Raw genomic sequence first — 20,750 nt, 5'->3', positions numbered from 1 at the left:
AGGGGAGGAACACCATGCCGACCACCGACACGGTCGCCACCATCGATCTCGACGTCAGCTACGAGAAAGGCAAGCCACCGATCCTGAAGACCCCGGCGTTCGACAGCCTCGACGCCGCGACCTCCTGGGTCGGTGAACAGGGCGAGGCGATCCGGGGGGAGCTGAACCGCTCCGGTTGCCTGATGATCCGCGGCGTCCCGGTACGTGACGCCGGTGACTTCGCGCGGGTCCGGGACGTGCTGCTGCCCAAGCGCGCGTCGTACAAGGAGAAGGCGACTCCGCGTACCGACTTCGGGGAAGGTGTTTTCTCCTCCACCGACCTGCCCGCCGCCCAGCCGATTCGGCTGCACAACGAGAACAGCTACACGCTGGACTTTCCGGCGGTACTGCTGTTCGGTTGTGTGACCGCACCGGAGTCGGGCGGTGCCACCACCGTCGGGGACATGCGCCGGGCGCTGGATCTGATCCCGGCCGATCTGCGTGCGCGGTTCGCCACCACGGGCTGGCTGCTGGTACGAAACTTCTCCGAGTTGGCCGGCCTGCCGTGGCACGCGAGTTTCGCCACCGACGACCCGGCCCAGGTCGAGGCGTACTGCCGCGAGAACGTCATCGGATACGAGTGGCTGCCCGACGGGGAGCTACGCACCCGGCAGCGCCGGTCGGCCATCATCACCCACCCGGTCACTGGCGAGCGGACCTGGTTCAACCACGTCGCCTTCTGGAGCCGGTGGAGCCTCGATCCCGACGTGCGCGACGTGCTGCTCGACACCTACGGCGACGACGGACTGCCGTTCGATACGTACGTCGGCGACGGAACGCCGCTCACCGAGGCCGAGGCCGCGGCGCTCAACCAGGTGTACGACCAGGTGACCCTCCGCGAGACCTGGCAGGAGGGCGACCTGCTGCTGGTGGACAACATCCTCTGCGCGCACGGCCGGGAGGCGTTCCAGGGCGCTCGGAAGATCTTGGTGGCCATGGGCGACCCGATCGCGCTGGCCGACTGCGACCCGGTCACCGCGCCCGCGAACACCGTGTACGGGAAGTGAGCCGCACCATGATCGACAATACCGTCAGTGCCGGCCTGGACCTGCTGGACCGGTTGGCCGAGGTGCCCGCCGACCGGTGTGCCGTCGTCTCCGGCGGCCGGACGCTCACGTTCGGCGAGCTGCGTGTCGAGGCGGCCCGGATCGCGGCGGCCCTCGCCGAGCGGGGCGTCGGGCCCGAGCATGTCGTCGCGCTGCACCTGCCGCGCGGCGTCGACCTGGTTGTCGGACTCGTCGGCACGCTCACCGCCGGCGCGGCCTACCTTCCGGTGGACCCGTGCCTGCCCGCTGACCGCCGTCGGTACCTCGTCGAGACGGCCGACGCCGACCTCGTCGTCGGGCCGCCCGGCACCGTCGGCTCGGACGACACCACGGCCGGTGTCCCCTATGTCGCGATCGACGCGCTGCGTCCGGTGAGCGGGGATCCGTTGGCCGACGGGTTCCGGCCGGTTCGGGTGCACCCGGACACTTTGGCGTACGTCATCTTCACCTCCGGCTCCACCGGCCGCCCCAAGGGTGTGGAGATCAGCCGCGGTGCCGCGACCGGCCTGCTCGTCGCGCTGGAGCAGGCCGGGATCGCCAACTCCGACGCCGGCCGGGTGAGCTGGAACGCCTCGCCGTCGTTCGACGCGTCGGTGCAGCAGTGGATACGGCTCTGCCGCGGGGACACCGTAGTCATGGTCGACGAGGCCACCCGGGCCGACCCGGCGCTGCTCGCCGCGCTGGTCGACGGGAGCGGTTTGACCGACCTGGACCTCACCCCGTCGCTTGCGGAGCCGCTGCTGGAGCACCTCGCCGAGCGGCACGACCCACGGCGCGGCCCACTCGCCATGCTGGTCGGCGGCGAGGCGATCAGCCCGGACCTGTGGCGTCGCATCGCCGAGTTGACCGAGGCGGGCGTGGTGCGGGCGGTCAACCTGTACGGCCCGACCGAGTGCACGGTCGACGCCGTCGCGGCACCGATCACCGCCGGCACCGGCCCACACCTCGGCGCGGTTCTACCGGGACTGCACCTGCACCTGCTCGACGAGTGGCTGCGGCCGGTTCCACCCGGCGAGGTCGGCGAGCTGTATCTGGCTGGGCCCCGGGTCGGGCGTGGCTACCGCCGCCGCCCCGGGCTGACCGCCGAGCGGTTCGTCGCCGACCTTGACGGTGCCGGGACCCGGATGTACCGCACCGGCGACCTGTGCCGTCTGGCCGACGGCCGGCTGGAGTACCTGGGCCGCCGCGATGGCCAGGTCAAGTTGCGCGGCCACCGGCTCGAACTCGGTGAGATCGAGGAGATCCTCGCCCGGCATGCGGCCGTTGCCGAGGCGGTCGTGGTGCTGCACGAGGATCTGTGGGGCGCGCCCGGTCTGGTGGCCTACGTACGGACCCGTGAGCCGGTCGAGCCGGCGGCCTTGCGGGTGCACGCCGAGGGTCATCTACCGGTGTACATGGTGCCCGCGGCCGTGGTGGTGCTCGACCGGTTCCCCACGACGACGAACGGCAAGCTGGACCGCGCCGCGCTGGCGGTACCGGCGGCGCCGGTACCCGTCGACCCCACGCCGGCTGTCGACGAACCGGCTGGCCCGGTCGAGCGACTCATCGCCGACATCTGGGCGAACGTGCTGCGCGCGACGCGGATCGGCGCCGAGGACAACTTCTTCAAGCTCGGCGGGCACTCCCTGCTCGCCATCAAGCTGGTCGCCGGCGTGCGCAAGGAACTCGGCGTGCGACTTCCGGTGAAGACCGTCTACGCCAACCCGCGGCTGCGGGACCTGGCCCGTGAGATCGAGTCGCTGCTCGACGCCGAGCGCGTCGGGGTCTGACCCAAATCGAAGAGGAGGATCGCGATGACCCCGTTGTCGTTCGCGCAGCGCCGTTTGTGGTTTCTCAGCCGTCTCGAAGGGCCGTCACCGGCCTACAACGTTCCGGTCATGCTGCGCATGACCGGCGTGCCGGAGCACGCCGTACTGGCGGCGGCGCTGGCCGACGTGGTGCAGCGGCACGAGGTACTGCGGACGGTGTACGGCACTGCGGACGGCGAGCCGACCCAGCGGGTGCTGGACCGGCTAGACCTACCGCTGTTCACCGTCGCCGCCGCGCCGGACACCATCGACGCCGCGGCGGCCCGGTTCGCGAACGAGTCGTTCGACCTGGCCACCGAGGCCCCGATCCGGGCCCGGCTGTTCCTGGCCGGAGACGGGACGTCGCTTCTGGCGATCGTGCTGCACCACGTCGCCACCGACGGCTGGTCGATGGGGCCGCTGTTGCGTGACTTGGCGCAGGCGTACGCCGCACGTGCGGCTGGCGGCCCGCCTGGGTGGGAGCCGTTGCCGGTGCAGTACGCCGACTACACGCTCTGGCAGCGTGAGCTGCTCGGTGCCGAGGACGACCCGGAGAGCCTCGCCGCCGAGCAGCTCGCCTACTGGCGGGCGGCGCTCGACGGTGTCCCGGAGGTGCTGCCGCTGCCGCTGGACCGCCCCCGGCCGCCCGAGCCGAGCGGAACCGGTGCCCGGGTGAGCACCTGGCTCGACGCGACGACCCATCGGGGGCTACTCGACGTCGGGCGGCACGGCAAGGCCAGCCTGTACATGGTGTTGCAGGCCGGGCTGGCTGCCGCATTGACCCGGCTGGGCGCGGGCACCGACGTGCCGATCGGCGCCCCGGTCGCCGGGCGGCCCGACGAGGCACTGCACGACCTGGTGGGATTCTTCGTCAACTCGGTCGTGCTGCGTACCGACGTCTCCGGCGACCCGACGTTCGCCGAGCTGGTCGAGCGGGTACGGGAGACGGACCTGGCGGCGTTCGCGCACGATGACCTGCCGTTCGACCTGCTCGTGGAGCGACTCAACCCGGCCCGGTCACTGGCGCACCATCCGTACTTCCAGGTCATGCTGACCCTGCAGAACGGCGCGCCGCCCGCCGTGCGCCTCGGTGACCTCGACGGCCAGGTCGAACCGGCGGACGTGGCGGGGGCCAAGTTCGACCTCAGCGTGTACTGCACCGAGGTCCGCGGCGCGGCGGGCGAGCCGACCGGCATCGACGTGTGGGTGCAGTACGCCGCCGACCTGTTCGACGAGGCGACCGCCCGGCTGGTGCTGGACACCCTCGCGCGGACCCTGCGGGCACTCGCGGTCGACCCGTCGACTCGGGTGGCAGCGGCCGACGTGCTCACCGGCGAGCAGGCCGCCTCGTTGGCCGCCCGGCGGGAACGGCTCGTCGCCGCGCTCCCGACATCTCCCGTCGCCACCGCACCGGGCGCGGCCACCGGGCCCCGGACCGCGCGGCAGGAGATCCTGTGCGGACTCTTCGCCGAGGTGCTGGGCCGGCCCGCGATCGGCCTGCACGAGAGCTTCTTCCGCGCCGGCGGCCACTCCCTGCTCGCCGTGCGACTGGTGAACCGGGTGCGAACCGTTCTCGGCGTCGAGGTCGGCGTCCGTGACCTGTTCCTCGCTCCCACGGCCGCCGAGCTCGACCGCCGCATCGCCGAGCAGGACGGCTCCGCCGCCCGGCCCGCGTTGGTGCCGGCACCGCGCCCGGAACGGGTACCGCTGTCCTACGCGCAGCGCAGGCTGTGGGTGCTGGGCCAGTGGGCGGTGGCGAACCGCGCGTACAACATTCCGATCGTGCTCCGGCTGGACCGGTCGCCGGACGAGGCCAGTCTGGCAACGGCGCTGGCCGACGTGGCGGACCGGCACGAGGCGCTGCGGACGGTGTTTCCGGCCGTGGACGGCGAACCGTACCAGCTGATCCTGCCCGAGGCCCGGCCCGAGCTGACCGTGGAGACGACCACGTCCGTCGGCCTTGCCGCGTCCATCGACCGGGCCGTCGGTCACGTGTTCGACCTCGCTGTCGACCTGCCGGTGCGAGCCTGGCTGCTGCGGACCACCGACGACGACGGGTCCACCCTGGTGCTGCTGCTGCACCACATCGCCGGCGACGGCGCCTCGCTCGGGCCGCTGCTGCGGGACCTCGCGCAGGCGTACGCCGCCCGTACCGCCGGCCGGCAGCCGGGCTGGCTGCCGCTCGCCGTGCAGTATGCCGACTACACGCTCTGGCAACGGGACCAGCTCGGCGATCCCGCCGACGAGGCAAGTCCGATGGCGGCCCAACTGGCGTTCTGGAAGAGCGCCCTGGCCGGCGTACCCGAGGTCCTGGAGCTGCCGACGGACCGGCCCCGGCCGGCGGAGCCGTCACACGACGGCGCCCTCGTGCCGTTCACCCTCGACAGGCGGGTGCACGAACGGCTCGCGCAGATCGCCCGGGAGACCGGGGCCACGTTGTTCATGGTGCTGCAGGCCGGTCTGGCGGTGCTGCTGTCGCGGTCCGGCGCCGGCACCGACGTCCCGCTCGGCACGGTCGTGGCCGGTCGTCCGGACGAGGCGCTCGACGACCTGGTCGGGTTCTTCGTCAACACGCTCGTGCTGCGTACCGACACCGGGGGCAATCCGACGTTCCGGGAGCTGCTCGGCCGGGTCCGCGACGTCGACCTGGCCGCCTACGCGCACCAGGATCTGCCCTTCGAGCGCCTGGTGGAGGAGCTGAACCCGACCCGGTCCACCGCCTACCACCCGGTGGTGCAGGTGATGCTGGTCTGGCAACAGACCGTGGGGGCCGACCTGGCCGACGCCGGCCTGTCCGGCCGGGAGGTGCCGCTCGACACCGGCGTGGCGAAGTTCGACCTCAGCCTCGCCGTCCGCGAACACCGCGACACCGCCGGTGCGCCGACCGGCATCAGTGGACTACTGGAGTACGCCACCGACCTGTTCGACCCGCCGACCGTCGCGGCGCTCGCCGACCGCCTGGTGCGACTGCTCGAAGCGATCGCGGCCGACCCCGACGTCAGGGTCGCAGACGTCGACCTCCTGGCCGTCGGTGAAGCCGATCTGGTGCTCGGCTGGGGTGCCGGTCCGCGGGCTGGTGGGGGCACGTTGGCTGAGCGGTTCGGGCGTTGGGTGGTGGCGTGTCCGGGGGCGACGGCGGTGGTGTTCGGTGGTGAGCGGTTGAGTTACGGCGAGTTGGATGTGGCGGCGAACCGGTTGGCGCGGTATCTGCTCAGCCTGGGTGTGGGTCGTGGTGGTGTGGTGGGGGTGTTGTTGCCGCGGGGTGTGGCGATGGCGGTCGCGGTGTTGGCGGTGGTGAAGTCGGGTGCGGCTTACGCGATGTTGGATCCGGAGTTTCCGGATGTGCGGTTGGGTGAGTTGGTCGCGGATGCGGGTGTGTCGGTGGTGGTGACCGATTCGGTGTTGGCCGGTCGGGTTCCGGGTTTGCCGGTGGTGAATGTGGAGGAGTCTGTCTGGGATGGGCTGGTCGGTGACGGTCCGGGGGTGGTGGGGGACGAGCGTGATGCGGCTTGTGTGATGTTCACGTCGGGTTCGACGGGGCGGCCGAAGGGTGCGTTGTCGTCGCATCGGGCGGTGGTGGGCACGGTGACGGGTCAGTCCTATGCAGATTTCGGCGGTGTCTGGTTGCAGTGTGCGCCGGTGTCGTGGGATGCGTTCGCGTTGGAGTTCTGGGGTCCGTTGTTGTCTGGCGGGGTGTGTGTGTTGCAGCCGGGTCAGCGGCCGCAGGCGGACCTGATCGCGAGCCTGGTGGTGGAGCACGGGGTGGACACGCTGTTCCTGTCGACCGGGTTGTTCAACCTGGTGGTGGACGAGTACCCGGCGGTGTTCGGGGTGCTGCGGCAGGTGATGACCGGTGGGGAGCAGCCGTCGTTGGATCACGTGTCCCGGCTGCGAAGGGACCGTCCGGAGTTGCGCTTGCTGCACGTGTACGGACCGGTCGAGAGCATGATTTTCACCCACGCGTATCCCGTCGTGGAACCGCCGGGTGCGGTACTGCCGGTCGGTTCGCCGATCGGCGACCGCCGCTGCTATGTGCTGGATGAGCGGTTGCGGCTGGTTCCGGCTGGGATCACCGGAGAGCTCTATGTCTCGGGCACCGGTCTCGCCGACGGGTACCTCGGCCGTAGTGGGTTGTCGGCGGCGGCGTTCGTGGCCGACCTGTTCGGTGCGCCCGGTGCGCGGATGTACCGCACGGGTGATTTGGCCCGGTGGAGCGCTGCGGGTGTCGTTGAGTTGATGGGTCGGGCGGATCAGCAGGTGAAGATTCGGGGTTTCCGGATCGAGCCGGGGGAGGTGGAGGCGGTGTTGGCCCGGCATCGGTCGGTGGGTCGGGTGGTGGTGTTGGCCCGGGCGGACCCCCCTGGTGACAAGCGGTTGGTCGCCTATGTGGTGCCGGCTGATTCGGTGGCCGGGGTGGATGCGGTGGAGTTGCGGCGGTTCGCGGCGGGGGTGTTGCCGGAGCATATGGTGCCGTCGGCGGTGGTGGTGTTGGCGACGTTCCCGTTGATGGCCAACGGCAAGGTCGACCGTGGGCGGTTGCCTGCGCCGGTGTACGGGCCGTCGGTGCGGGGTCGGGCTGCGCGTGACCCACGCGAGGCGGTGCTCTGTGATCTGTACGCCGAGATCCTCGGTGTCCAGGCGGTCTCCATCGATGACAGCTTCTTCGACCTCGGCGGCCACTCCCTGCTGGCCGCGAAGCTCGGCAGCCGGATCAGCGCGGTGCTCGGCATCGAGGTCAGCATCCGCGACGTGTTCCAGGCACCGACCGTCGCCGCGCTCACCGAGCACCTCGCCGGGCGTACGGCGGTGCCCGAGCCCGACGCGCAGCAGCGGCCGGCACTGCGGCGACGCACCCGGGCCGGCACGCGACTGTGACGCGATCCGGCGGGCCGGCGGGCGACACCGCCGCCGGGCCGCCGCCGTACCTGCCGCTCGCCGGCACCTGCGCTCACTAGCGTCATGGGCAGGGATGTCGACCGGATCACCCACTGTGTATTGGAGCGACTCGTGAGCCCTGCCCACACCGCTGCCACCGGCAGCGACCCCGAGGACGTCGTCTGGGTGCTACCCGGCGCGGCGACACCGCCCCGGGTGTCCCTGCTCGTGTTGCCGCACTCCGGAGGCAACGCCCACTCGTACGCGCCATGGCGGGAGCTGCTCCCCGCCGACGTGCGCCTGCTGATCGGTCAGTACCCGGGCCGCGGCGCCCGGTTCAGCGAGTCGCCGGGCGCTTCGATCGCCGACCTCGCCGGCCCGGTCGTCCGCTGTCTGCCGCCCGACACCGGCGACCTGGTGGTCCTCGGGCACAGCATGGGGTCGCTCGTCGCGTTCGAGGTGGCCCGGGAACTCACCGGCGCCGGTCAGCCGCCCAGCGCGCTGATCGCGTCGGCCTGCCGGCCGCCCTACCTGCCGAACCCGAGCCCCGTGCACCCGGACCAGCTCGACGACGACGCGCTCGTCGCCGCGATCAAGGCGCGCGGCGGCACCGACAACGGGATCCTCGACGAGCCCGAACTACGCGAGGTCGTCATGCCGTCGATCCGGGCCGACTTCGCCATCGACGACGCGTACCGGTTCACCGCCGACCCGGCCGTGCTGACCTGCCCGGTGACCGTCATCGGCGGAGCGGCCGACCCGGTCGTCCCGGCGAGCGCGCTGCCCGGATGGTCGGCCACCACCTCCGCGACGGCAGCGGTCGAACTGATGCCCGGCGGCCACTTCTACTTCCAGCAGCAGCTGACCGCGTTCCTGTCGCTCGTCACCGGCGTCCTCGACGCGGTCACGGCCGAGCGCCAGCCCGCCTGACCCGCAGGAGTACAGATGACCGTCGCCGTCGCCGAGCCGCCCGTCGAGGTGGCCGCAACCGCCGACCTCGTGGTGGACGGTGAGCCACTCGCCGTGCCGCGCGCGCCCGTGCTCGACCTTGTCGCCGGGTGGGCGGCGCAGGCACCCGAACAGGCCGCTCTGGTCCACGACGCGGCACGGCTGAGCTACCGGAAACTGGTCGCCGCGTACACCGCGCGAGCCGAGGAGCTGCGGGGAGCCGGTGCCGGACCCGGCCGACTGGTCGCGGTACGACAGCAGCGCGGGATCGACGCGGTCGTCACGATCCTGGCCGTGCTGCGGACCGGCGCCGGCTACCTGCCACTCGACCCGGCTGTCGGCGACATCCGCACCGACGCCATCCTCACCGACGCGTCGGGCGGCACACCCCCGCCGCCCGACGCGTTCTGCGGCGTCGGCGGCACCGCCGTCCTGCCCGGGCCGGGTGCCGGGCCGCAGGTCGCCTACGTCATCTACACCTCCGGCTCGACCGGCGTGCCGAACGGTGTCGTCATCGGCCACGAGGCCCTCGAACACTTCGTCGCAGCCGCCCGGCAGCGCTACGGCATCGGCCCGGCCGACCGGGTCCTGCAGTTCGCCCCGCTGCACTTCGACGCCAGCGTCGAGGAACTGTTCGTCACGCTCTGCGCGGGCGGCACGCTCGTCCTGCGTACCGACGACATGCTCGACGTGCCGGCGTTGCTGGCCGGCTGCGCCGCGCACGGGGTGACCGTCCTGGACCTGCCCACCGCGTACTGGCACGAGCTCGCGTACGCGGTCGCCACCGGTGCGGTGCGGCTTCCCCCGGCGGTGCGGACCGTCATCATCGGCGGCGAGGCCGCGCTGCCGGAGCGGGTCGCCAGGTGGTGCGCCACCGTCGGCCCGGCGGTGCGGCTGCTGAACACGTACGGCCCGACGGAGGCTACCGTGGTGGCCACCGTCGCCGATCTCTCCACCTTCGCCGGTGCCGCGGTGCCGATCGGCCTGCCGTTGCCCGGCGTCCGCGCCACGGTGGTGGACGGGGAGCTGTGGATCTCCGGTCCGGCTCTCGCCCGCGGCTACCTCGGGCGTCCGGAGCTGACCGCACGGCGGTTCACCACGCGTGCCGGCACCCCGGCCTACCGCACCGGTGACGTGGTGGATCTGCTGCCCGACGGGCAGATCGGCTTCATCCGCCGGGTCGACGACGAGGTGAAGATCAGTGGGTACCGGATCGACCCGGCCGCCGTGGAGTCCATGCTGCTGGCGCATCGGGCCGTCCGGGAGGCGGCCGTCGTCGCGCAGGACCTGCCTGATGGCGCCAAGCGGCTGCTCGGGTACGTCGTGGCGGCGGGCCACGTCGACGTAGCGCAGCTGCGGACGCACCTGGCCGGCCGGCTACCCGCACCCGCCATCCCGAGCGTGCTGCACGTCCTGGCTGCCCTGCCGTACACCAGCACCGGAAAGGTCGACCGTAGGCTGCTGCGTGCCGGGCCGCCGGAGGCCGCTCCGCCCGACGACGAAGACATCGTGCCGCTGTCGTACGCCCAGCGCCGGCTGTGGCTCCTCAGCCGCCTCGAAGGGCCGTCCCCGGCCTACAACGTGCCAGTTGTGCTCCGCCTGGCCGCGGTGCCCGAACCGGCGGCGCTGCGGGCGGCGCTCGGCGACGTGGTCGACCGGCACGAAGCGCTGCGCACCGTGTTCGGCACCACCGGCGGCGAACCGTACCAGCGGATCCTCGCCACCACGGACGTCCCGTTCACCACCGTCGACTGTACGCCCGAGTCAGTGGAGGACGCGGTAGCCGGGTTCGCGAACGAGCCCTTCGACCTCGCCGTCGACCTGCCGATCCGGGCGCGGTTGTTCATCGCCGGCGACACCGCGCGCCTCGCGGTCGTCGTGCACCACGCCGCCACCGACGGCGCGTCGATGGGACCGCTGCTGCGTGATCTGTCCACCGCGTACACCGCGCGCACCACCGGTAGCGCGCCGGGCTGGGAGCCACTGCCGATCCAGTACGCCGACTACACGCTCTGGCACCAGGAGCTGCTCGGCAGCCCCGACGACCCGGAAAGCCGGCTGTCCAGACAGGTGGACTTCTGGCGTACGGCGCTCGGCGGCGCACCGACCGTACTCGACCTGCCGGCCGACCGTCCCCGACCGGCCGAGCCGACCGGCCGGGGTGCCTCGACCGTGGTCCACCTCGACGCCGACACCCACCGTGGACTCGTGGTGCTCGCCCGTCGGCACCGGGCCAGCCTGTTCATGGTGCTGCAGGCCGGGCTCGCCGCCGCGCTGTCCCGGTTGGGCGCCGGCGAGGACATCCCGATCGGCACCCCGGTCGCCGGGCGGCCCGACGAGGCGCTGCGCGAGCTGGTCGGCTTCTTCGTCAACACGCTCGTGCTGCGGACCGACGTGAGCGGCGACCCGGCACTCGACGACCTCGTGGCCCGGGTCCGCGACGCCGACCTGACCGCCTACGAGCACCAGGATCTGCCGTTCGACCTGCTGGTCGAGCGGCTCAACCCGGCCCGGTCGCTGGCGCACCACCCGTTGTTCCAGGTGATGCTGACGTTGCAGGACGGTGGGCTGCCCGCCGTGCGCCTCGGCGACATCGAGGGGCGGATCGAGCCGGCCGACCTGGTCGCGGCGAAGTTCGACCTCTCCGTGGCCTGCGTGGAGCTGCGCGACGCCGCAGGCGCGCCGGCCGGGATCGAGGCGTGGCTGGAGTACGCCGTCGACTGCTTCGACGAGGAAGGCGCCCGCCTGGTCGTGGAGGTGTTCGGCCAGTTCCTGCGGGCACTCGCGACCGACCCGTCGACCCGGGTGGGCGCCGCCGCCGTACTGACCGCCGCACAGACCCGTGCCCTCGCCGCTCGCCGGGCCCGGCTCGCCGAGCTGACCGCGTCCGCCGTGTCCGCGTCCGCCGCGGTCGTGCCGGCCGTCGGGTCCGGCCGCCGGCTCGCCGTCCTGTGCGGACTCTTCGCCGAGGTGCTCGGCCTGCCATCGGTCGAGCCGGAGCAGAACTTCTTCGACCTTGGCGGGTACTCGCTGCTGGCGCTGCGGATGGCCAACCGGGTACGGACAGAGCTGGGGGTGGAGGTCGGCATCCGGGACCTGTTCCTCGCGCCGACCGCGGCCGAGCTGGATCGGCGGATCGGTGCCGCCGACCGGTCCGGTGACGCCCTGGCCGTGCTGCTGCCGCTGCGGGCCCAGGGGGACCGGCCGCCGCTGTTCTGCGTGCACCCGGTCGCCGGGACGAGCTGGCCGTACGCTGGCCTCACCGGGCACCTGCACCCGGACCAGCCGGTCTACGGCCTGCAGACCCGCGCCGCGACCGAGCCGGGTTACCGGGCCACCAGCGTGGCGGAGATGGCGGCGGACTACCTGGGGCAGGTGCGTCGGGTCCAGCCCGAGGGGCCGTACCGGCTGCTCGGCTGGTCTTTCGGCGGGGTCGTCGCGCACGAGATGGCGACCCGGCTGCGCGCCGAGGGCGCCGAAGTCGAGCTACTCGCCCTGCTCGACTCCTATCCGGTGCTGCCCAGCGAGCCGCAGGGTCCGCTGACCGAGCCGGAGATCCTGGAGATGCTCTTCGGCCCGGACACCGGCCTGCCGGACCTACCGGACGGGTTCTTCGACCGCTACGACCGGGATGCCGTCGTACGGATGCTACGCCGGCGGGAACCGGTCCTCGCTGGCCTCACTGACGGGGAGGTCGGCGCGCTCGTCGACGCCTCCGTCAATCACGCGGAAATCATGCGGGCCCACCGGCCCGACGTGTTCCGTGGCGACGCGTTGTTCTTCACGGCCACCGCCGACAAGGGACCGCGCTCGCCTACTGTCGAGCGCTGGCAACCCTACGTCGACGGCGAGGTGACTCGTCACGCCATCGACGTGCATCACCTGAGGATGACCGAGCCGGAACCGCTCGCCGAGATCGGCGCGACGATTTCCGCGACGTTGGCGGCGCTGGATTCCCGGCGTCTACCGCAATGATGAGGAGCTGAGATGGTGAATCCGTTCGACAACGCCGACGGCGCTTTCATGGTGCTGGTCAACGACGAGGGGCAGCATTCCCTCTGGCCGGAGTTCGCGCCGGTGCCCGATGGCTGGACAGTCGTCAAGCAGACCGCTCCCCGGCAGGAGTGCCTGGACTTCATCGAGGAGAACTGGACCGACATCCGTCCCCGGTCCCTGGTGGCCCAGTACACCTGACCGCGATTCCCCACCGAAGGCGGGCCGTGTGGTTCACACACGGCCCGCCTTCTGCGTGCTGATTTCCCGCGGTACCGACTGCCGTGGCGGCTGCCGCCACAACTGCCGATCGACACCTCCTCCGTTCCCTAAGTTCAACTCGTGCCCACAACATCGCAGCCGAGATTGACGGTTCTGGTGACCGGAGCGGCATCCGACTCCCACACCTGGAACCTGATGTTCCTGCAGCTGTTCGTCGAGGAGCAGGGCCACCGGGTCGTCAACCTCGGTCCGTGCGTCCCGCCGACGCTGCTGGCGGACTCGTGCCGGACGGTGGAGCCGGACCTCGTCGTGCTCAGCAGCGTCAACGGGCACGGCTACCCCGACGGGCTGCGCGCTGTCACCCAGCTGCGTGACCAGCTCCGCTCGGCGGCGCCGCCCGTGGTGATCGGCGGCAAGCTCGGCGTGACCGGTCGGCTCGCCGCCGAGCAGGTGCACCGGCTGCTCACGGCCGGCTTCGCCGCGGTGTTCGACGGCGGCGATCTCGACAGCTTCCGGGGCTTGCTGCACCGGCTGGCAGCCGGCGTGGCGGCCACCGTGCCGGCCACGCCTCGAGTGGACGCCATCCGGGCGGGGCTGCGATGAGCGGCGCGACGACCTCGTTCGGCGAGTTCGTCATCGCCGCAGCGGCCGCCGGCCGCCTCGTCGTCCAGCCTCGGATGGGCTTCAGCGACCCCCGCCGGATGCGTGCCGGCCTGGAGCGCACGAGATTCGCGGCGGCCACCACGGTCGGAACGATCACCCTGGACAGCTACACCCGGCTCGGCGACCACCGGGCCGTACACCGCACGCTCGCCGCCGGGACACCGCTCAACGGGTATCCCATCGTGGCGTACCCGCTGAGCCGGACCCGCGCGTTGCTCGACGGGGTACTCGACCCGACGTTCCCGATCCAGGTACGGCACGGTTCGTCTCGTCCGCAGCAGATCGTCCGGGCGCTGACCGCTGCTGGGCTCGACGCCACCGAGGGCGGCCCGGTCTCCTACTGCCTGCCGTACGGCCGCACGCCGCTGCGGGAGTCGGTGACGAACTGGGAACGCGCCTGCCACCTGCTGATCCAGCGGGTCGCGGCGCCGCGGGTACCGCACCTGGAGACGTTCGGCGGCTGCCTGCTCGGCCAGCTCTGCCCGCCGGGTCTGCTGGTGGCGATCAGTCTGCTGGAGGCGCGGTTCTTCGCCCAGCACGGCATCGGCAGCGTGTCGTTGAGCTACGCGCAGCAGACCGACCCGGCACAGGACGGGGAGGCGGTGCGGGCACTGCGCCGGCTCGCCGGTGAGTTCCTGCCGGCGCACGTCGACCGGCATGTCGTGCTCTACGCCTACATGGGGGTGTATCCGACGTCGGCCGGCGGCGCGCGACGGCTGCTGGAAACGGCCGCCGAGCTCGCCGTCCGGTCCGGGGCCGAACGGCTGATCGTCAAGACGGTCGCCGAGGCACACCGTATCCCCACCATCGGGGAGAACGTGGCCGCGCTGGAGACCGCCGCCACCGTCGCGGCGGTGACCGAACGGCACGACGGCCTCGGCCCTGCCGGCGGCACCGGCGTGTACACCGAGGCGCGGACACTCATCGAGGCCGTGCTGGAGCTGGACGCCGACCCGGGCCGCGCGCTGCTCGCGGCGTTCGCCCGCGGCGTGCTGGACGTTCCCTACTGCCTGCACCCCGACAACGCCGGCCGCGCACGCAGCTACATCGACGACGGTGGGCGGCTGCGGTGGGCGACGGTCGGCCGGATGCCGATCAGACCCGATACGACGCCGGGCGACCGGGCCGCGATGACGTCGTCGCGGCTGCACTCGGCCCTGAACCACGTGGCCCGGAGCTTCGACCGATGAACGCGGAGGCAGACATGCAGCAGCAGGAGCCGTGCGGGCTGGTCCCGCTCGGGGAACACCTGAGCGCACCGACGACCAGAGCGGCGATGCTCGTGCAGCAGGAGGCCTTGTCGGCGGCGCGGGAGTATCTGCGCGGCCAGGGCTTCGTGGAGCTGCTGCCACCGCTGGTCGGGCCGGTGACCGATCCGGGCGGGCGGGGCGCCAAGGCGCTCGACGTCGACTACTACGGACATCCGTACAAGCTGATGACCAGTGCCATCCTGTACAAGCAGGCGTCGCTGCGCGGCTTCGACCGGCTCTTCTACGTGGCCCCGAACGTGCGCGTCGAGCCGCCGGAGACCGCGACGACCGGCCGCCATCTGGTCGAGTTCCACCAGATCGACGTGGAGATCGCCGGGGCCGACCGTGCCGGCGCGATGGCCGTCGCCGCCGGTCTGCTCCAGCACGTGGTCCGACGGGTCTGGCAGGAGGTCCCGGAGGTGCTGCGCGGCCTCGGTCGCGACGAGGTCACCTTCGCTGAGTTGCTCGCCGGTGGCTTCGAGGTCTGCACGCACGCCGAGGCGGTCGCCCGGCTGCACGACAGCGGACACGCGCAGAGCGGCGACGCCGAAATCGACTGGGTCGGTGAGGAACTGCTGTCGCACAAGGCGGACCGGCCGTTCTTCGTCACCGACTATCCGAAGGGCTCCCGAGGCTTCTACGACCGGGAGGATCCGCAGCGGCCGGGCACGCTGCGCAACTTCGACCTCATCGCGCACGGCGGCTACGGCGAGCTCGTCAGCGGCAGCGAACGCGAGGTCGACTACCGCACGATCGTCACCCGGATGCGGGAGAGCGGCGAGAACCCGGCCAAGTACGACTGGTACCTGCGGGTCGCCCGCGAGGGCATCCCGGCCAGCGCCGGGTTCGGCATGGGCGTGCAGCGGCTGGTCCGCTACCTCACCGGGTTGGACGCGCTCTGGCAGGTCAGCGCCTACCCGAAGCTCCCCGGGGTGGTGGCACCGTGAAGAACCTCACGGCTGTGGAGCTACCGGAGGCGCGGATCCGGCTGCGGGCCCGCACCGGTACGGCGGCGGTGTTCCCACCGGCAGGCGAGTACGGCACCCGGCTGTTCGGCGCGGCGTCACCGGTCGACACCGGTGACCCACTGGACCGCGCGCGGCTCGCGCCCCCGGTGTTCATGCCACTGCGGCTGGAGAAACTCATCGACCTCGGCCGCGAACCCCTGCACGACGACGTCGACCTGCGTACCGGGATCGGCGGCTTCACCAGCAGCCTGCCGGTGTTCCTCTCCGCGTTCGGATCGACCCGGGCGGGCAGCGGCGATCTCGCGATCGCCGCCAGCCGCCAGGCGGGCCGACTCGGCGTGCCGATGGTGATCGGCGAGAACATGGTCCCGGTGCACGGCTACCGCCGCGGTGGTGCCGTGTCGCCGCTGCTGGCCCGGATCGGGGCGTACCTCGAACAGGCCGACGACCAGCTCGGCGGAGTGGTCGTGCAGCAGAGCACCGAGGACGCCGACAGCGAGGTGTGGAACCTGGTCTACAGCGACCCGGCGACCGGGCCGCTGCTGGCGTCGGGCCGGCTGGCCTTCGAACTGAAGGTCGGCCAGGGCGCCAAGCCGGGCCTGGGTGGCATGACCGTGCTGCCGGCCGCCGAGGCGGCCCGGCTGGCCGACCGGTTCGCCGTCAGCGACGTGCTCGACCCGGACAGCCGGCTGCGCTGCGCCAGCCCGGGCACGTTCACCGCCGAGATCGTCCGCCAGCAGCTGCGGTTCATGCGCAACAACTTCCCGAAGGCGCGGATCTGGGTGAAGTTCCACCCGGGCCGGGACATCGCCGAGGCGGTCGACGCGGCATGGCGGGCCGGCGCCGACGCGGTGACGGTCGACGGCGCCGAGGGCGGTGCCGGCTGGGCGCCGCTGGGCTTCCTCGACGGCGTCGGGCTGCCGCTGGCCGAGTGCCTGCGCCGCATCGGCCAGCCCACCGGGTGCCTGCTGGTCACCGGCCGGATGTGGGAGGGCGGCCGGGTGGTCCGCGCTCTCGCGCTCGGCGCGAGGGCGGCCGGGCTCGGCCGCGCGGCCCTGCTCGCGGTCGACGAGGACCCCGACGCCGGCCTGGTACGGCTCGTGGAGAGCCTGGCGCTGGAGTGCCGGCTGCTGATCAGCGCGCTGGGAAAGTACACACCGGACGCACTCGCCCCGGAGGACGTGTGGTGGCCGGACACGCCACCGCGGTGGACGTCGGCACCGGATGACCTGCCCGCTGTCGAGCGAACCGGAGGACAGCCATGACCGCGCTGCTGGACGTCGGGTGCCACCTGCCCGACACGAGCGTCGACATCGCCGACATCGGTGCCTCCGTCGGCTCCGACGACGGCCTGATACGGACGTTTCGGCGGTTCTACGGGCTTGGCTCGGTCCGCCGGGCACCCGGGCAGGACCTCCGCGGCATTCTCACCGCCGCCGCCGCGAACCTGACCGAGCTGCGCGGCAATGAGGACCGGGTGCGGTACGTGATCGCCGCGCGCACCGTCGCCACCGTCACCACGGTCGGCGAGCGGCCGGTCGAGGACGTCTGCGCCGCGCTTGGCCTGACCAACGCGGTCGTGTTCACCCTGACCCAGCACGCCTGCGCCGGCGGGCTGCTGGCGGTGCGGCTCGCCGGTGAACTGCTCGACGCGGACGGCGACCCGGACGCGCTCGCGCTCATTCTGGTCGGGGAGAAGGTCTTCAGCTCGACGTTGGAGATGATCCCGGAGAGCACCGTGATGGGCGAGTCGACGGCCGCGTGTCTGGTCACCTCCGGCGGTGAGCGCGACCGGCTGCTCGGGTACGCCACCCGCACGATCGGCCAGTACTGCGAGGGGTTCCCGCCGTTCGCGCTCGATCCGGACTTCCTCAAAGACCACAACGAGCTGCTCGCCGGCGTCATGCGGCAGGCATGCCGGGAGGCCGGCCTGGACGTCGCGGACCTGGCGCTGGTCCTGCCCCACAACGTCAACCGGCTCTCCTGGTCGTGGACCTGCCGGCTGCTGGACATTCCGCTGGACCGGGTCTTCCTCGACAACATCCCGGTCACCGGGCACTGCTTCACCGCCGACCCGTTCATCAACTACATCCACGCCCGCGCCGCCGGCCGGCTGCGCCCCGGAGACCCGTACCTGATGGCCTCCGTGGGCCTGGGCGCCACGTTCTCCGCCGCGGTCCTGCGTCACTGAGCTTGACTTCCTCCCCGCCCTGAAGGAACGGGGATTCCCTTGGTCACCCTCGGGGTTTCCTGTTTCACCGACGACCACCCCGTCCGAGAGGAAGACTCCCGTTGAGGTCTTACACCGCCTCCACAGGCAATCACGGAGAGCCCCTCCGCGAGAATGGTGCGGGCCGCGTTCACATCCCGGTCATGGGTCCGCCCACACCGGCACGTCCACAACCGGACCGTCAACGGCATGTGTTCAGCCAGTACGCCGCAGCCCGAGCACAGCTTCGACGACGGGAACCAACGGTCCACGACCGCCAGGTCCCGGCCGTACCAGTCCGCCTTGTACCCCAGCATCGTCCGGAACTGCCGCCAACCCGCATCCGAGATAGCGCGGGCCAGACTGTGGTTGGCCATCATGTTGCGGACGGCCAGGTCCTCGATCACGATCGTTTGATTTTCACGAACGAGCCGAGTGCTCGACTTGTGCAGGTGATCACGGCGGCGGTCGGCGATCCGGGCATGAACCCGGGCCACCGCGAGTCGGGCTCTGGCCCGGTTCGCCGAACCTCTGGCCTTACGCGCCAGGTTCCGCTGGGCGCGGGCCAGCCGATCGCGGTCGGCCCGCTCATGCTTTGGGTTGGGGATCTTCTCCCCGCTGGACAGGGTGAACAGACTGTCGAGCCCGGCGTCGACCCCCACCATTGCGGAGGAGGCCGGGGCCGGCGCGATCCGGTCGTCGCAGAGCAGGGACACGAACCAGCGGCCCGCCGCGTCCTGCGACACCGTCACAGTCGACGGCACCGCACCCTGCGGCAGGGGCCGGGACCAGACGATGTCCAACGGATCGGACATCTTCGCGAGGGTGAGCCGGCCGTCGCGCCAGCGGAACGCGCTGGCGGTGTACTCCGCCGACCGCCGCGACCGCTTCCTCGACTTGAACGCCGGATACCGGGCACGTTTCGCCCAGAAGTTGGTGAACGCGGTCTGCAGGTGCCGCAGCGCCTGCTGCAGAGGGACCGAGGAGACGTCGTTGAGGAACGCGAGTTCGTCGGTCTTCTTCCACCCGGTCAGCATCGCCGACGTGGCGTTGTAGTTGATCCGTTCCCGACGTTGGGTCCACGCCTCGCTGCGCGCGGCCAGTGCCATGTTGTAGACCAGCCGGACACAGCCGAAGGTCCGGGCAAGCTCGGCGGCCTGCCCGGGGGTCGGGTAGAAGCGGTACTTGAACGCCCGCTTCACGGTCCTGGACACAGTCCACAGTCTAACAATTCGACCGGTGAGCCCTGCGGTGGCGTGTGGATGGACGCCGATCCGCCCCGGCGGCGGATCGGCTATCCCTGCCCCGCTCCGCAGACGTTCCATTTCCTCCCCGGCCGCAACGCCGGAGTATCCACGGAAGGAATCTGATGAAGAGAACCCCTATGTCAGCGCCGAACCTGTCCTTCCTCGAAGGCGTCAAAGACGCGTGCACCGGCGACCCGGACACCCCGTTCGTCCTGCTCGGCAACTTCGAGGTCGAAGACGAGTGGGCCCGCGACGAGATCGGCCTGCCCTCGGTCGGCGGCCGGGCCTCGACCGCGATCGTCAACCGGATGGACGAGTTCGCCGTCCTGCTCGCCGGCAAGGGCGACCACGTCGTGCTGAAGTCCGCGCCGGACCCCGACTACCTCGCGTACCTGGAGGGCCTCGGGCTGAACCTGCCGGAGATCCTGGTCACCGACGAACACGACCCGGCCAACTCGGTCACGGTCGACGCACTGCGCTCGCCCCGGCTGCTCGACGAGCTGCGGACGCTCGCGGCGCGCGGGGCGTACCTGCTGCCGCACGGCATCTCGGCACTGGAGGAGGAGCTGTGTTCGCGTACCACGCTGGCCTCGGCGCTGCCGTCCGCGAGCCTGGTCAAGTCGGTCAACAGCAAGGTGTACAGCCGGCGGGTCGCCACCGAGCTGGGGCTGCCACAGGCACCCGGCTGGGAATGTGAGACGGTCGCGGACTTCGCCGCGGCGGCGGTCGAGGCCCGTGCCGCGCTGGCCGCCGGCCGCCGACTCGGGATCAAGGACGCGTTCGGTGTCTCCGGCAAGGGCATCGTCGTCGTCGACGACGAGCGCAAGCTCGACCAGCTGGTACGGATGGTGGCCCGGCGTGCCGAGCGCAGTGGCGACCAACGGCTGGCCCTGGTCGTGGAGGAGTGGGCCAGCAAGGCGGTCGACCTCAACTACCACTTCACCGTGAGCCGCGACGGTGACGTCCGGTTCGACTTCGTCAAGGAGGCGATCACCGAAAACGGCGTCCATAAAGGACATAGCATTCCGGCGCGGATCTCCGCCGCGCAGCACGCGCAGCTCGAACAGTGCGCGGCGGCGCTGGGCGGCCGGCTGGCGGTCGACGGGTTCCACGGCGTCGTCGGGGTGGACGCGATCGTCACCACCGACGGCGGGCTGCTGCCCGTGCTGGAAATCAACGCCCGCAACAACATGTCGACCTACCAGACCGGCCTGCAGGAGGCGTTCATGACCACCGGCACGGTCGGCATGGCCCGCCAGTACGAGCTGTCGCTCGACGGTGAGCTCGGATTCGCCGCCGTGGCCGACCGGCTCGGCGACCGGCTGTACACCACGACCACCGGGCGCGGCCTGCTGGTCAACAACTTCGCGACGGTCAACGCCGCCGCGGCCCAGCAGGAGCAGGGCCGCCACTACAGCGGCCGCCTCTACGGGCTGCTGCTGGCCGGATCGGAGACCGAGATCGCCGACATCGACCGTGCCGTCGCCGCGTGCCTGTAGCCGT

Annotated in this window: 13 protein-coding genes; 12 read left to right on the top strand and 1 reads right to left on the bottom strand. The window is 71.7% G+C overall.

Annotated elements, in window-relative coordinates; all coding sequences use genetic code 11:
- The first annotated feature begins 14 nt into the window (after positions 1-14).
- The 11 genes from ACFHVL_RS12380 to ACFHVL_RS12330 all read left to right on the top strand — a co-directional run bounded on the left by ACFHVL_RS12380 (position 15) and on the right by ACFHVL_RS12330 (position 17,982).
- Complete coding sequence (locus tag ACFHVL_RS12380) at positions 15-1,046, top strand: TauD/TfdA family dioxygenase (protein ID WP_416627786.1); 1,032 nt, start codon at positions 15-17, stop codon at positions 1,044-1,046.
- 8 nt (positions 1,047-1,054) lie between these two features.
- Entirely contained in the window at positions 1,055-2,854 is a 1,800-nt protein-coding gene (locus tag ACFHVL_RS12375) for a non-ribosomal peptide synthetase (protein WP_416627785.1), read from the top strand.
- Between the two features lie 24 nt (positions 2,855-2,878).
- On the top strand, positions 2,879-7,747 hold the full coding sequence (locus ACFHVL_RS12370) for an amino acid adenylation domain-containing protein (protein ID WP_416627784.1): 4,869 nt from the start codon (positions 2,879-2,881) through the stop codon (positions 7,745-7,747).
- A 132-nt stretch (positions 7,748-7,879) separates the two neighbouring features.
- Positions 7,880-8,677, top strand: a complete 798-nt coding sequence (locus tag ACFHVL_RS12365; RefSeq protein WP_416627783.1) for a thioesterase II family protein — start codon at positions 7,880-7,882, stop codon at positions 8,675-8,677.
- 15 nt (positions 8,678-8,692) lie between these two features.
- Positions 8,693-12,670, top strand: a complete 3,978-nt coding sequence (locus ACFHVL_RS12360) for a condensation domain-containing protein (RefSeq protein WP_416627782.1) — start codon at positions 8,693-8,695, stop codon at positions 12,668-12,670.
- A 12-nt stretch (positions 12,671-12,682) separates the two neighbouring features.
- On the top strand, positions 12,683-12,889 hold the full coding sequence (locus tag ACFHVL_RS12355) for an MbtH family protein (RefSeq protein WP_416627781.1): 207 nt from the start codon (positions 12,683-12,685) through the stop codon (positions 12,887-12,889).
- 165 nt (positions 12,890-13,054) lie between these two features.
- Positions 13,055-13,513 (top strand): cobalamin B12-binding domain-containing protein, encoded by a 459-nt coding sequence (locus tag ACFHVL_RS12350; RefSeq protein ID WP_416627780.1) that lies wholly within the window; start codon positions 13,055-13,057, stop codon positions 13,511-13,513.
- Positions 13,510-14,763 carry a methylaspartate mutase gene (locus ACFHVL_RS12345; RefSeq protein WP_416627779.1) on the top strand — a complete coding sequence of 418 codons (1,254 nt, stop codon included), beginning with the start codon at positions 13,510-13,512 and terminating at the stop codon, positions 14,761-14,763. Before ACFHVL_RS12350 ends, ACFHVL_RS12345 begins: the two co-directional genes overlap by 4 nt.
- Positions 14,760-15,770, top strand: coding sequence for an asparagine synthetase A (locus ACFHVL_RS12340; protein ID WP_416627778.1), 1,011 nt, complete (start codon positions 14,760-14,762; stop codon positions 15,768-15,770). Before ACFHVL_RS12345 ends, ACFHVL_RS12340 begins: the two co-directional genes overlap by 4 nt.
- Positions 15,767-17,056: a glutamate synthase-related protein gene (locus ACFHVL_RS12335; RefSeq protein WP_416627777.1), complete on the top strand. Its 1,290-nt coding sequence runs from the start codon at positions 15,767-15,769 to the stop codon at positions 17,054-17,056. Before ACFHVL_RS12340 ends, ACFHVL_RS12335 begins: the two co-directional genes overlap by 4 nt.
- The gene (locus tag ACFHVL_RS12330) at positions 17,053-17,982 is read left to right on the top strand and encodes a 3-oxoacyl-[acyl-carrier-protein] synthase III C-terminal domain-containing protein (protein WP_416627776.1); all 930 of its coding nucleotides are present in this window, start codon (positions 17,053-17,055) and stop codon (positions 17,980-17,982) included. Before ACFHVL_RS12335 ends, ACFHVL_RS12330 begins: the two co-directional genes overlap by 4 nt.
- Here the strand turns inward: ACFHVL_RS12330 and ACFHVL_RS12325 are convergent.
- Positions 17,976-19,214 (bottom strand): RNA-guided endonuclease InsQ/TnpB family protein, encoded by a 1,239-nt coding sequence (locus tag ACFHVL_RS12325; protein WP_416627775.1) that lies wholly within the window; start codon positions 19,212-19,214, stop codon positions 17,976-17,978. The genes ACFHVL_RS12330 and ACFHVL_RS12325 overlap by 7 nt on opposite strands.
- Positions 19,215-19,369: 155 nt before the next feature.
- Here ACFHVL_RS12325 and ACFHVL_RS12320 point away from each other — a divergent pair, with 155 nt between their 5' ends.
- Complete coding sequence (locus ACFHVL_RS12320; protein ID WP_416627774.1) at positions 19,370-20,746, top strand: ATP-grasp domain-containing protein; 1,377 nt, start codon at positions 19,370-19,372, stop codon at positions 20,744-20,746.
- The last annotated feature ends 4 nt before the right edge of the window (positions 20,747-20,750 follow it).

Source organism: Micromonospora sp. LOL_023, assembly GCF_048060115.1.
Taxonomy (GTDB): domain Bacteria; phylum Actinomycetota; class Actinomycetes; order Mycobacteriales; family Micromonosporaceae; genus Micromonospora_E.
Note: the sequence above shows the minus strand (reverse complement) of the source record. Positions and strands in the feature narration are given on the sequence as shown.